This is a genomic window from Mesorhizobium amorphae, from assembly GCF_014843845.1.
Taxonomy (GTDB): Bacteria; Pseudomonadota; Alphaproteobacteria; order Rhizobiales; family Rhizobiaceae; genus Mesorhizobium; species Mesorhizobium amorphae_A.
In genome coordinates, this window is the sequence record NZ_JHQS01000015.1 from 165,611 (window position 1) to 179,418 (window position 13,808).

Sequence of the window (13,808 nt, forward strand, 5' to 3'; positions counted from 1 at the left end):
AAATCTAGGCCATTCGCGTAGCTAACGGGTTAATGATTGGCCCGGAAAAATGTTGCGATGGAGGCGGCGAAATCACGTCTGCGTTAACCCTATATTTAAAGTTTTACGTATCGCGAGGAATGCAGGTTTTCTTTACCCGTGTGTGTCATTACGATACGAGGGTCCATTTTCAGCCTCCTGCACGGGATAAGAGAAGCCAGAATCAGGCCAAAATCAGAAGTCCCTCGGCAGCTAGTACAGGGTAGCGAAGGCATGGCGAAGAAACCAACGACGACACGTAATCTCGACAGCGACGTAGCCAGGGAACTTGAAAAAGCGCTCGACCTCGATTTGAGCGGAGATGGCGACGGCGGCCTCGATATGGCGGCGTCGATGGAAGATCTGGAAGCGCAGATTTCGCAGGCGGCGGACGAGCTGGCGCGCGAAGGGCGCAGCCAGAAAGCCGAGCCGGTGGTCAATCAAAGCCAGACCGCCAATCTGAACCAGACCGCAAATCTGAGCCAGAACGGGAATCAGGCTCAAAACGGAACGACTTCGGTCACGACCAAGCCGGCCGAGCTGCGCCCTGTGGAAAACCGCAACGGCACGCAACCGGCGGGCTTCACGCCCGCCAATGACGACCGCCAGAAAGACTACCGGACGCTCCTGCACGGCCTCAACCGGCGGGCATCGAGCACGATCTACTGGGTGGTGGCATTCATTTCGCTGGCCTGGATCGCCGGTGCCGGCGGCCTGGCGAACCTGTTGTTCGGTTCGAGCATCTGGAAGATCCGCACTTTCGACCAGTTCTTCGCCCGCCCCGAGCTGATCGGCCTGGCGGTCGCGGCGATCATTCCGATCATCCTGTTCTGGGCCTTCGCGGCCATGGTGCGCCGCGCCCAGGAAATGCGCATTGCCGCGCAATCCATGACGGAAGTGGCGTTCCGCCTCGCCGAGCCGGAAAACCTTGCCCAGGACCGCGTCATGATGATCGGCCAGGCTGTTCGCCGCGAAGTGGCGGCGATGGGCGAAGGCATCGAGCGCACGCTTGCGCGCGCCGTCGAGCTCGAGACGCTGGTCCACAGCGAAGTGAACCAGATCGAGCGCTCCTATTCCGAGAATGAAGCGCGTATCCGCTCGCTGGTCGACGGGCTGGGCAGCGAGCGCGAGGCGGTCGTTACCCATGCCGAGCGCGTGCGCGCCTCTATTGCCGGCGCGCATGAGACGCTCCGGGACGAAATCGGCTCGGCCAGCGACATCATTCGTGACAGCATCCTCAATGCCTCGACCAAGCTGTCGATGACGATCACCAATTCCGGCGACACGCTGATCGACAGGATCAACGAAAGCTCGATGTCGATCTTCGATTCGGTCGAAGGCCGTCTCGATACGATCACCGACAAGCTGTCCACCTCGGGCGAGGCCTTCGCTTCGCTGCTCGATACCCGCATTGCCAAGCTGACGGACACGACCGACGGTCTTACCCGCTCGCTGACCGACCTGCTCGACGACCGCACCACCGGCATGGTGTCGCTGCTCGGCGGCGCCGCGCGCACGCTGAGCTCCGAATTCGAGGCCAGCCTCGACGGCATCGAACGCACCCTTGCCGAACGCGGCCAGGCGCTGATCAGCGAATTCCAGACCCGCGCCGAGGCGCTGGACACCGGCACGCAGAAGCTCAATGCCGCGCTCGAGGCCCGCGCCCGCCAGATCAACGAGACGCTGGTCGAGCGCGCGCGCGAAATCGCCCATACCTTCGCCGAGAGCAAGGACGCGCTGTCGTCAATGATCGATCAGGGCAAGACCCAGATCGGCGCCGACATGGCCGACATCATCTCGTCAACCTCGTCGATGCTCGAAGCCCGCGCCAGCGATTTCGCCGGCCGCATGGAAGCGGCCCGCCATGTGGTTTCGCGCTCCTTCGACAGCGATATCCAGCGGCTTGCGGACGCCCGCGCCGGCATCGAGGAAGCCGTCGAGAACCACAGCCTCAAGCTTGCCGAGAGCCGCGACCGTATGGCCGAGGCCATGCAGGCGGACCTCGCCAGGTTCGCGGAAGACCGCGCCGGCATCGACGACGCCGTGACCAACCAGGTGCAGAAGCTGGCGGAAGGCCGCAGTCTCATTTCGCGCGCGCTGGAAGAGGATCTGCGTAAGGTCAACGAATCGCGCGCTGCCATCGACGCCTCGCTGGGCAGCCATCTCGAACAGCTCGAGGAAGGCCGGAACCGGCTTACCCAGGCTTTGAATGATGACTCCAACAAACTTGTGCAAGCTCGTACGATCATTGACGAAATGGTTGCCGGACATGTTGGGAAACTCGCCGAGGGCCGCAGCATTCTTTCGCGTGCCCTGGAAGCTGACCTCGGCAAGCTGGCCGACAGCCGCGCCAGCATCGACGGTCTGGTCGCCGGCCAGGTCGAGAAGATTGCCGAGGGCCGTTCGGTCCTGGCAAAGGCCCTGGAGACCGACATTGTCGGCATCAAGGGCTTGATCGAGACCCATTCCGCGAAGCTCGCCGAGGACAGGAGCGAACTCAGCCGTTCGCTGGAGGGCGATCTGTCGGGCATCAGGAACCTGATCGAGGGTCATTCCGTCAGGCTCGCCGACGACCGCAGCCTGCTGTCGCAGACGCTCGAGGCCGACCTTGCCAAGCTGGCGGAAGGCCGCTCGTCAATCGACGGTCTGGTCGCCGGCCAGGTCGAGAAGCTGGCCGAAGGCCGCGATATCCTCAAGCGCGCCCTGGAAGCCGATATCAACACGATCAAGAGCGCCATCTCGGGTCATTCCGAGCAGGTGGCGCAAGAGCGCAGCCAGCTTTCGAAGGCCCTGGAAGCCGATCTGCAGAATGTGAACAGCCTGATTGCCGATCACACGAACCGGCTTGTCCAGGATCGCTCGACGCTGTCGAAAGCCGTCGAGGACGATCTGCGGAATGTGAGCGGCATCATGGACGACCACACGAACAGGCTGTTCCAGGATCGCTCGACCCTGTCAAAAGCGCTCGAGGACGATCTCGCCAAGCTGGCGGAAAGCCGCTCCTCGATCGACGGGCTGGTTGCCGGCCAGGTCGAGAAGCTGGCCGAAGGCCGCGATATCCTCAAGCGCGCGCTGGAGGCCGATCTCAACACGATCAGGAGTGCCATTGCCGACCAGTCGCAGAAGCTGACCGAAAACCGTTCGGAGTTCGCACGGGTGCTGGAAGCCGATCTGGAGAACGTCAACAGCCTCCTGCAAGTCCACTCCGACACGCTGGTGCAGGACCGCTCGAAGCTGTCCAAGGCCCTGGAGGACGATCTCGCCAAGCTGGCGGAGAGCCGCTCCTCGATCGACGGGCTGGTCGCCGGCCAGGTCGAGAAGCTGGCCGAAGGCCGCGATATCCTGAGGCGGGCGCTCGAGGCGGACCTGCAGAAGATCGCGACCAGCCGCGGCGAGGTCGACGACATCATCGCCGGCCATGTCGGCAAGCTGGCCGAAGGCCGCGACATGCTGGCCCGCGCGCTGGAAGACGATCTCGCCAAGCTCGCCGACACGCGCAAGGACGTCGACCGCTCCCTGTCCGGCCACATCGACCAGATCGCCGCCAGAAGCACGGACATCTCCGCGGCAATCGCCTCCGACGTCGAAAAGATCGAGCAGGCGTTCAGCCGTCAGACCGGCATCATCGAGGAGCGTGCCGGAACCATGGAGCGCGCGCTGTCGACAGGCGTGGACAGTGTTCGGAGCGTGCTGGAAAAGAGCGCCGTCTTCGTCGCCGGCCAGTTGCGCGAGAAGGTCATGGAAGTCACCAGCGCCCTGCACGAGCAGGCCGGCCTCGCCTTCAGCGACGCCGACCGCAAGATCGCCGAGCGCGCCGAGCAGACCTCGGCCGCCCTGCTCGCCAGGGCCGAGGACATCGCGCACGCCTTCGAAGAGGCGGATCGCCGCCTGCATGCGCGTGCGGAAGATACCACCAGTGCGCTGCTTGCGCGTACCGAGGACACGACCAGCGCGCTGCTTGCCAGGCACGACGAAACTTCGAACTCGCTGATGGCTCGCGCCGAGGCGACGGCCGAACAGCTGGCCGCTCGTGCCAGCGAGATCGCCGGCACCTTCGACGCGGCGGACCAGAAGCTGGTTGCCCGCGCTGTCGAAACGGCGCAGTCGCTGGCGGCTCGCGCCGGTGATATCCTGCGCAACTTCGAAGGCGCCGACCAGCGGCTGAGCATGCGCATCGGCGAATCGGCCGAAGCTCTGGCAGCACGCGCCACGGACCTTGGCCGCATCTTCGATGCCGCCGACCAGCATCTGCTATCGCGCATCGCCGAAGGTTCGGAAGCGCTGTCGTCGCGTGCATCCGAGATCGCCCGCATCTTCGACGATGCGGACCAGCGCCTGGTGTCGCGCATCGCCGACAGCAGCACCGCGATCGGTGGGCACGCCGAGACCATTGTCGGCGCCTTTGCCAGCACCGAGCAGCGCGTTGCCGAGCGTGCACGCCAGACCGGTCAGGACCTGGCTGTCCATGCCCGCGAGATCGAGCAGGCGCTGGCCGGTGCCGACGAGCGTCTGGCTTCGAGCGCGGCGGCGGCAGCCGCCCGCGTCGAGGAACAGGTCGCCGGCGTCGAGAACCGCCTCGCCAACACGGCGGAAACGATGGGCCAGAAGCTCAACGAGCAGATTTCGGGTGCCGAGGCGCAGCTCATCTCGCGCGCCAACGTCATTGCCGAAACCTTTACCGCGGTCGGCCAGCATATCGGCCAGAGCACCAACGATGCCGCCAAGACTATCGGCGCCAACACCCGCGAGCTCAACACCATGCTCGCGGCACGCTCGGCAGAAATGTCGAGGATCCTCGACGAGACGGCGCGGCCGCTGGTCGAACGCTTCGCCCAAGGCGGCTCGGAACTGCAAAAGAGCATGGAAGAGGTCACCGAGCGGGCGACCGAGAAGCTGCGCAGCGAAAACGCGGCCCTCGTCAACGCGCTCGCCAGCCGTACGGCCGAAACTTTGTCGGCGGTCGAAGGCGCGCGTTCTACGCTCGCCGAAAGCGTCGCCGATCTGATCGGCCGCATGAGCACCTCCAGCGCGCAGCTCGGTCAGCTGATCGACCAGGCGGCGCTCAATCTCGGCCAGGTCGACGAACGCCTGACCGGCAGCACGCAGAGCTTCGCAGCGACGACGGAAAAGGCCGCGCAGACCTTCGCCAGCTCGGCACGTCTGGTCGATTCGAACACGACGCGGCTCACCGAACTGTCGTCCGCCACCTTGCGCGAGGTCGCCTCGATCGCCACCAAGTTCGACGAGCACAGCAGGTTGCTGTCTTCCGCCTCGGATCTGCTGAGCTCGGCCCAGAGCAACCTGGAGCACACGCTGGAACGGCAGTCTTCGCTGGAGGACCTTGCCGTCGGCCTGGTCAAGAAGTCGGAAGACCTCGAGAAGGTGATGCGTTCGTTCGAGAACCTGGTCGGGCAGACGATGCAGAACGCCGAGGGCCGGACGAGGGAATCGGCGGAAAAGATCCGCACCGCCATCGCCGATGTCGTCGATTCGGCAACCAAGCGCTTCGCCGACGCCACCGAAGAGATGCGGCGCACGGCCGGCTCGATCAAGAGCGAGCTCGACCTGACCCGTGCCGAACTCAAGAAGGGCGTCATCGAGATGCCGGAAGAGGCCAAGGAATCGACCTCGGCAATCCGCCGCGCCGTTTCCGAACAGATCAACGCGCTCAAGGAACTGTCGGACATCGTTGCGAAATCGGGCCGCGGTAGCAGCGACACTTCGGAGCAGCGCAACTTGCGCCCCGCACCGCAGGCGCCTGCTGCACGTGCGCCTGAGCCACAGCGTCGCCCGCCGGCGGCGCCGCAGCCGGAGCGTCCGGCGCCTCAGGTGCCGCTGGGCGGTGCAACGCTGCGCGGCACGCTCGATATCGAGCGCCCCGCCGAGGCGGCTCCGCGCCGCGACCCCAATGGGCGCACGCCACAGGGCGGCTGGGTGCGCGACCTGCTCACCGGCGCATCGCGTGAGGAGGATGCGAGGCCTGCCGTGCCCGCGGAACGTTCCGCTCCGGCCCAGCGCTCGCCGCTTCACGTCATGGAGTCGCTGAACTCGCTGTCCGTCGACATTGCGCGGGCGATCGACCACGACGCGTCGATCGAGCTGTGGAACCGCTACCGGCGTGGCGAGCGTGACGTGTTCACGCGGCGCCTCTATACGCTGAAGGGCCAGCAGACCTTCGACGAGATCCGCCGCAAGTATCAGACGGAGGCAGAGTTCCGCGCCGCTGTCGACCGCTACTGCGACGATTTCGAGAAGCTGCTCAAGGACGTGTCGCGCAACGACCGCGACAACATCATGGCGCAGACCTATCTGACGTCGGACACCGGCAAGGTCTACACCATGCTGGCGCACGCCAGCGGCCGCCTGCACTGAGCGGGCAATAGGCTGAACACAAAAAAGGCGGGCCGCAGCCCGCCTTTTTTAGTTGTCCGACGTCCATTTCAACATTGAGTGCATGCGCGCCGGCCGAGCCGTTCGGGCGCTGTCAGATCACTGAATCCGTCCAGCGGACAATGTCCTTCGCCGCCTCACCGAAAGCGCTGTCCAGCGCGTCGACATAGGCCGGGTTGCCGCTGCCCGAGACCGGCGCGCTGGCGGTGAAGCTCTTGGAGGCGCGCACCTCGCCGTTGCGGTCGTTCAATATGCGCACGAAAAGGTCGACCTCGGCGTGCTCGCCGCCATCGACCCGGACTTCGAAGGAACGAACCTCGACGATCACCTGATAGTCGATCGCCAGGCCCTCGCCCGGCTTGCCCACGCCGGCGAAGCTGCCGGAGCGCTGGAACGTCTCGGCAAGCCTTGCCTGCACGATCAGCGGCAGCCGGTCGGCCCATTGCGCGCCCTTGAGATACTGGATCGAGCGGTCGGACGGCTTGATGACGATGTTCTGGCTGTCCAGCGCCTTGAGCGCGGAGGGTTGGGCGATCAGGATCTGGCGACGGCTGTGGCCATGCGCGTCGATCGACGGCGCCGACAGCTCGAACGTATCGAGCGGCGCAGGCTTGCCGCCAAGTGCTGCGCAGCCGGCAAGCGTCAGCGCAAGCAGTGCCGCAGCCGATGTCAACCCGCCTGTTCTCACCCACACCGACTTCACGCGCGATCCCCGTTGTCCCCAGATCGTAAGATCAACCCGCAATTGCGGTCTATGTTCTTGCGGTGGACGGGCGCCGAAGTCAACGCCGCACCCTGCCGTCATATTGCCGGACCTCGCCCTCGCCGCCCGACAGGATGCGCTGCGGATTGCGGCTGAGATCGGTCACGGCCTCCTCGATGCGGTTGATCGAGCGGCGGCTGTCCTGGACCAGCGCCTCGACATCCTGCAGACCCTGACCCGAGAAACGAGCCAGATTGTCGGTGATGGTGCCGAGGCGGGCATTGAGCGTATCGGCAACCTGCTTGAACGACTTCAACGTACCCCTGGCATCGGCCATGACGCCGTCAGCCTGTCCTGAGCCGAGTAAGGTGTCGACCCTGGCCAGGATGCCGTCGACGCGCACCGAGGCATCGTTGAGGCGCTGTGCCAGTTGCTTGGCGTCCTTGATGGTCTGGTCGATATCGTCGCTTCTGTCGGCGATCCTGTCGGTCACCCTGGCGATATCGGCGGCGGCCTTGTCGGCGCTTTCGCTGGCTTTCTGGATATTGGCGAGCGCCGTGCGCACCTCTGCCGGATCGATGCCGTCGAGAACGCCATTGACCTTGTCCAGCGTACCTTGCGTCTTCTGGGCGAAATTGTTGATCGACCCCACCGCCGTGTCGACATTCTTGATCACACCGTCGAACTGCTTCGAGGTTTCCTTCAGATTGCCGGTGACTGTGTCGACATTGGCGACGATGCTCTTGATCTGGTCCTTGTCGACGGCGTTGAGCAGGCCTTCCGCGGCCTTCAGCGTGCCGTCGAGCTTGCCCGAAACGCCCTTCAGCTCATCCGACAGCGAACTGACGCTGGCGAGGAATTTGTCGATGCCATCGGAATTCTTGGCCAGCGCATCGGAGAATGTCTGCGCGTTCTTGACGGTCTGGGTCAGCGGACCGCGAACGTCTTGGGTGAAACCTTCCAGATTCGAAAGCACCTTGTCGGCGCGGGTGAAGATGTCCTGCGCGGTTTGCAGCAGGTTGGTCACGGCGGATGGATTGGCGACGATCTCGGCGACCCTGCCTTCCTTTTCGGCCTGGTCGAGCAGCTTGACCTCCTTGGGGTCGGCGCCCTTGAGCTCGATATTGGCCTGGCCGGTCAGGCCGGCAAGCCCGATATCGGCCTGCGTCGACTTGGTGATCGGCGTCACACGGTCGATTTCGGTGTCGGCGATGGCGACGGTCGGGTTGTCGACATCGATGTAGACGCGCTTGACGTCACCCACCTTGACGCCGTTGAACAGCACGAAGCTGCCGCGCCCGAGGCCCGAGGCCGAGCCCGGAATGCGCACGCGCAGCACCGCCGTCTCGCCCCTGTCACCGATCGCAGCTGTCCAATAGACGAAGGCGAAGGCCGCCAGGATCGCGGCCAGCGTGAAGATGCCGACAATGACGTAGTTGGCTCTGGTTTCCATTGCCCCACTTATGGCTATGCGCGCGCCGCAAGATCAAGTTGGCGCGCGCGTTTTCCGCGGAAATAGGATTTCACCCACGGCTCCTCGCTCTTCAGCATGTCGTCGATCGTGCCTTGGACCAGCACCTTCTTCTTGCCGAGCACGGCAACGCGGTCGCAGGCGGTAAACAGCGTGTCGAGGTCGTGCGTGACCATGTAGACCGTCAGATCCATCGTGTCGCGCAGCTTGACCACGAGTTCGTCGAATTCGGCCGCGCTGATCGGGTCAAGGCCGGAGGTCGGCTCGTCGAGGAAGACGATGTCCGGGTCGAGCGCCAGCGCGCGCGCCAGGGCTGCGCGCTTGATCATGCCGCCGGAAAGCTCGGAGGGGAATTTCTGCGCCGCGTCAGGCGGCAAGCCGACCAGTTCGATCTTCAGCAAAGCCAATTCATCCATCAGCTTTTTCGGCAGGTCGAGATATTCGCGCATCGGCACCTGCACATTCTCCTGCACCGTCAGCGCCGAAAACAGCGCGCCGTGCTGGAAAAGCACGCCAAGGCGCATGTCGATGCGCAAGCGCTCGATGTCGCTCGCCTTCTGGACATCGACCCCGAACAGCTTGATCGTGCCCGACTGTTTGGGAGTCAGGCCGAGGATGGTGCGCAGGAGGACCGACTTGCCCGCACCCGAGGCGCCGACGAAGCCGAGGATCTCGCCACGCCGGATGTCGAGCGAGAGCTTGTCGAGGATGAGCTTGTCGCCGAAGGAGACGGTGATGTCGTGCGCCGACAGCACGATATCGCCCTCGTCCCTATTCTCCCCGACCTTGGCCTCAGTCCGCGTCGCCATGTCAGAACTCGATTGCTGCGTAGAACATGGCGAAAAGACCGTCGAGGATAATGACCACGAAGATCGACTTCACCACCGAGGCGGTCACATGCTGTCCCAGCGATTCGGCGCTGCCGCCGACCTTCATGCCTTCGACAGAGGCGATGGTGCCGATGATCATGGCCATGAACGGCGCCTTGATCAGCCCGGCAAAGATCGTGCTGAGGTCGATGGCGACGCGCAGACGGTCGATAAAGGCGGCCGGGGGAATGTCGGAATAAAGCCAGGCAGCAACGATGCCGCCGCCGAGTGCGGCGAAATTGGCGATGATGGTCAGGCAAGGCAGGGCGATCACCAGCGCGACCAGCCGCGGAAAGACCAGCACGCCGATCGGGTTTAGTCCAATGACCTTCAGCGCGTCGACCTCCTCGCGCATCTTCATCGAACCGATCTCGGCGGTGATCGCGCTGCCGGAGCGGCCGGCTATCATGATCGCGGTCATCAGCACGCCGAGCTCGCGCAGGATCAGCACGCCGACGAGATCGACGACGAAGATGTCGGCACCGAAATAGCTGAGCTGATAGGCGCCCTGCTGGGCGACGATGGCGCCGACGATGGCCGACATCAGCACCACGACCGGAATGGCGCCGACGCCCATGCGGTCGATCTGGTTGAAGATCGCGGCCGGATTGACGGCATGACCGCGACCGAGCTTCATCTGCGCGCCGCGGATGGTGGCGCCGAGGATGTTCATCGACGACAGGAAATCGTCGCGCATTTCATAAACGCGGCGGCCGACCGCCTCGAGCCCGCGGATAATGATGTTGGGCGGCCCGGCCGCTCCCGATTCGGGCTCGCGCCGGACGGCGTCGCCGACGGCGCCGAGCAGGATCGAAGCGATCTCGCTCTGGCCTTGCAATTTGACTTCGACGCCTTTCTTCTCGAAGGCGCTGACCAGGCGGTCGATCAGCCAGGCGCCGGCCGTGTCCATCTTTTCGATGTGCGAAAGATCTAGCGCCAAGGTTTTGAAACCGCTGCGCTTCTCGATCCGGCGCATCTCCGCGTCGACCAATGCCACGGTGCGTGTCGTCCAGGTTCCGGAAAAGGCGCAGCCGAGAACGCCGCCCTCCTCGCCGACGGCGATGCGCGGCTGGCCATTTGGCTCCTTGGCGGCGTTGCCGCTTGCGTCGCGTTTGCCGATGGTCAACATGGCGTCCTGTTTAGCCTGCCGGAACCAGCCTGTCATTTGCCGGCATGCCGTTGTCGCATAGGCTGAGAAGAAAAATATGGCGCGTGTCATTTCGGTCGAATCCGAGCGTTTTCCCATCGCCGTCACCTTCACCATTTCACGCGGGTCCAAGACGGAAGCCGAAGTCATCACCGTGACGATCGGCGAGAACGGCCATATCGGGCACGGCGAATGCGTTCCCTACAGACGCTATGGCGAGACCATGGAGGGCGTGCGCGAGGCGATCGAGGCTAAGCGCGACAGGATCGCTGGCGGAATCAGTCGCGCTGCTTTGCTCGATGTGATGACGGCGGGAGCTGCCCGCAACGCCATCGACTGCGCTCTGTGGGATCTGGAAGCAAAGGCAAGCGGTAAGCCGGTTGCGGCCAGCATTTGCAAGGCTCCGTTGCGAGCGCTTGAGACAGCCTACACGTTGTCACTTGGCGAGCCGGAGGCGATGGCGGCGCAGGCCCGCGCCAATTCCGCGCGGCCGCTGCTCAAGGTCAAGATCGGCGGCGACAATGATATCGCCCGCATTCGTGCCGTGGCGGAGGCGGCGCCGGGCAGCCGCATCATCCTCGACGCCAATGAGGGCTGGACCGATGAGAACATCGTCGAGAACCTCGCATTCGCCGCCGCGCAGCGCATCGCGCTGATCGAACAGCCGCTTCCCGCCGGCCGTGATGGTATCTTGCGGCACATCGCGCATCCAGTACCGATTTGCGCCGACGAGAGCGTGCACGAGGCCAAGGACCTCGAAGCGTTGGTTGGTCTCTACGACGCCGTCAACATCAAGCTCGACAAGTCGGGCGGCCTGACGGCCGCTCTTGTGCTGCGCGACCGGGCCCGCGAACTTGGCTTCGGCATCATGGTCGGCTGCATGGTTGGCACGTCGCTGGCGATGGCGCCGGCCGTCCTGCTGGCCCAAGGCGCCGATTTCGTCGACCTCGACGGCGCGCTGCTGCTGGCCCGCGACCGCGAGCCCGGCCTCGTCTACGAGGGGTCGCTGGTCTCACCCCCTGACAGGGCGCTGTGGGGCTGAGCGCGCGGCGAGCCCGATCAGCACCAGTCCGATGATGGCGATCGGGATCATGGCCAGAAAACCGTCGACGCCATAGCGGTCGTAGAGCGGACCAGAGGCGAGCGTCACCACGGCCATGAAGAAGCCGTTGAAGAAATAGGCAATGCCTTGCGCGGCACCCGTGCGCTCTTCGGAGACGGTTTCGCCGATCATCTTCTGCAGGCCGATCAGCACCATCGCCACCGACACTGAATGCAAGGTCTGGACGCCAAAGAAGCCGGCAACACCAAGGCCAAGCGGCCAGATCAGCGGAAAGGCGATCCAGCGCACGATCGAGCCGATGCCGGCGATCACCATGACCTGGACGACGGAAACGGAGGCGAAAATGCGGTTGAAAAACAAAAACATGCAGACCTCGGCGACCACGCCCCAGGCCCAGAGCAGTCCGACGACGGAATCGCTGATGCCAATCGACTTCCAGTAGATCGACACGAAGCCGTAGAGAAAGGCATGGCTGGCGGTGATGATGCCGACGCCGAAGGTAAAATACAGGAAGTAGGCATTGAGCAGCTTTGGCGCCGCGTGCTGGATGTCGGTGGCCGAAAGCGGCGACGCGCGGCGCGGACGGCCGAGGCGCGGCGCCAGCAATCCGGCCAGAAGGGCGGCGGCAAGGGCCACGAAGATGATCGCCGGCACGGCCTTGGGACCTGTCCAGGCCAGGATGAAACCGCCGGCGATGTTGGCGCAGAGATAGGAGATCGAGCCCCATTTGCGCATGGCGGTGTAGTTGGAGCCGAAGCGGCGCACGCCCGAAAGCGCCAGCGAATCGGCGATCGGCGAATGCGGCGTCCAGACGATGGTCAGTGCCAGCGAAACGGCCAACACCATGGCGTAGGTGGGAGTGAGGAAATAGCCGGCGGAGATGACCATAGTCGCGGCGACGAGCACGATATAGACATTGGCCCGGTCCTTGGCCCTGTCGGCCAGGGCGGTCAGCAGCGGCGTCGTCACCACGCGCAGGAACATCGGCGCGGCCAGGATGACCGCGATCTGTTCGGCATGGAAACCTTCGGCCTGCAGCCACAGCGGGAAATAAGGCAGATGGATGCCGAGCGACACGAACAGGGTGAAGAAGATCAGGCTCATGCGCAGTTCGAAATGGCGCGGCTTGACGAGCTGTTCGGGTGAAAGCGGCGGCAGGGACATGAATCGATCCAATTACGCCGCGTTCTACCAGACGGCCAGCAACGTGATCGACCATTACCATGGAGAAAAACCGGGCGAAACCGGTTGGACTAATCGATTGATTCGGCAGTCCGCGACCGGCCGTGGCTTCACGCCGCTTCGACCACCCGGTCCTCGATGAGCATCGGGATGAACGGCTCGTCCGGAGCCTCGGGCAGGACCTTGGCCCAATGCAGGACTTCCATCCGGCCGTCGAAGTGCTCGACCACCGCCGTGCAGCTTTCCACCCAGTCGCCGGTGTTGATGTACTGCACGTCCTCGTAGTTCTCGATCGCGGCGTGGTGGATGTGGCCGCAGATGACGCCGTCGACATGCGAGCGGCGCGCTTCCTCGGTCAGCATGGTCTGGAACGAGCCGATGAAGTTCACCGCCTTCTTGACGTTGACCTTGGCCCAGGACGAAAACGACCAGTAAGGCAGGCCAAGCAACTGGCGAAGCCGCGTCACCACCCTGTTGACGAGCATGGCTGCGTCATAGGCATAGTCGCCGAGATAGGCCAGCCAGCGCGCATTGTGGACGACGGTGTCGAACTGGTCACCATGGATAACCAGCAGGCGCCTGCCGTCGGCGGTTTCGTGGATGGCGCGGTCGGCGACGACGATGCCGCCGAAATGCACGCCCTGGAACTGGCGGGCGAACTCGTCGTGATTGCCGGCGATATAGGTGATGTTGGCGCCCTTGCGCGCCTTGCGCAGCAATTTTTGTACGACGTCATTGTGGCTCTGCGGCCAGTGCCAGCTGCGCCGCAGGCGCCAGCCATCGACGATGTCGCCGACGAGATAGATGATATCGGCGTCGTGATGGCGCAGGAAATCGATCAGGAAGTCGGCCTTGGCCGCCTTCGAGCCGAGATGGACGTCGGAGATGAACATGCTGCGGAAAGTGCGGGGCTCTGGGCCAGACATCAGATCGTCACCGTTGCTTTCGCGCAGGCTATGCCCCGA

At 64.1% G+C, this 13,808-nt stretch carries 8 protein-coding genes; 2 read left to right on the forward strand and 6 right to left on the reverse strand.

Annotated elements, in window-relative coordinates; genetic code table 11:
* Positions 1-252: 252 nt before the first annotated feature.
* Positions 253-6,390, forward strand: coding sequence for an apolipoprotein A-IV repeat region-like domain-containing protein (locus DH08_RS08535; protein ID WP_192178895.1), 6,138 nt, complete (start codon positions 253-255; stop codon positions 6,388-6,390).
* 112 nt (positions 6,391-6,502) lie between these two features.
* Here the strand turns inward: DH08_RS08535 and DH08_RS08540 are convergent, their stop codons facing one another.
* Genes DH08_RS08540 through DH08_RS08555 form a run of 4 tightly spaced genes read right to left on the reverse strand, consistent with a single transcriptional unit; the run spans position 6,503 to position 10,580 of the window.
* A complete protein-coding gene (locus DH08_RS08540) occupies positions 6,503-7,153 on the reverse strand; it encodes an ABC-type transport auxiliary lipoprotein family protein (RefSeq protein ID WP_428338290.1) in 651 nt (216 codons plus the stop codon).
* A gap of 37 nt (positions 7,154-7,190) precedes the next feature.
* Positions 7,191-8,564 carry an MlaD family protein gene (locus tag DH08_RS08545; RefSeq protein WP_192178896.1) on the reverse strand — a complete coding sequence of 458 codons (1,374 nt, stop codon included), beginning with the start codon at positions 8,562-8,564 and terminating at the stop codon, positions 7,191-7,193.
* 14 nt (positions 8,565-8,578) lie between these two features.
* The gene (locus tag DH08_RS08550; RefSeq protein WP_192178897.1) at positions 8,579-9,391 is read right to left on the reverse strand and encodes an ABC transporter ATP-binding protein; all 813 of its coding nucleotides are present in this window, start codon (positions 9,389-9,391) and stop codon (positions 8,579-8,581) included.
* A gap of 1 nt (position 9,392) precedes the next feature.
* Positions 9,393-10,580: an ABC transporter permease gene (locus DH08_RS08555; RefSeq protein ID WP_192179058.1), complete on the reverse strand. Its 1,188-nt coding sequence runs from the start codon at positions 10,578-10,580 to the stop codon at positions 9,393-9,395.
* Between the two features lie 76 nt (positions 10,581-10,656).
* On the opposite strand from DH08_RS08555, the gene dgcA reads away from it, so the two are divergent.
* Positions 10,657-11,640 carry an N-acetyl-D-Glu racemase DgcA gene (dgcA, locus tag DH08_RS08560; RefSeq protein ID WP_192178898.1) on the forward strand — a complete coding sequence of 328 codons (984 nt, stop codon included), beginning with the start codon at positions 10,657-10,659 and terminating at the stop codon, positions 11,638-11,640.
* Here the strand turns inward: dgcA and DH08_RS08565 are convergent.
* Both DH08_RS08565 and DH08_RS08570 read right to left on the reverse strand, forming a co-directional pair.
* Positions 11,611-12,825, reverse strand: a complete 1,215-nt coding sequence (locus DH08_RS08565; RefSeq protein WP_192178899.1) for an MFS transporter — start codon at positions 12,823-12,825, stop codon at positions 11,611-11,613. The two genes, dgcA and DH08_RS08565, sit on opposite strands and share 30 nt — an antisense overlap.
* Positions 12,826-12,953: 128 nt before the next feature.
* Positions 12,954-13,769: a UDP-2,3-diacylglucosamine diphosphatase gene (locus DH08_RS08570; RefSeq protein ID WP_246800740.1), complete on the reverse strand. Its 816-nt coding sequence runs from the start codon at positions 13,767-13,769 to the stop codon at positions 12,954-12,956.
* Positions 13,770-13,808: the final 39 nt, after the last annotated feature.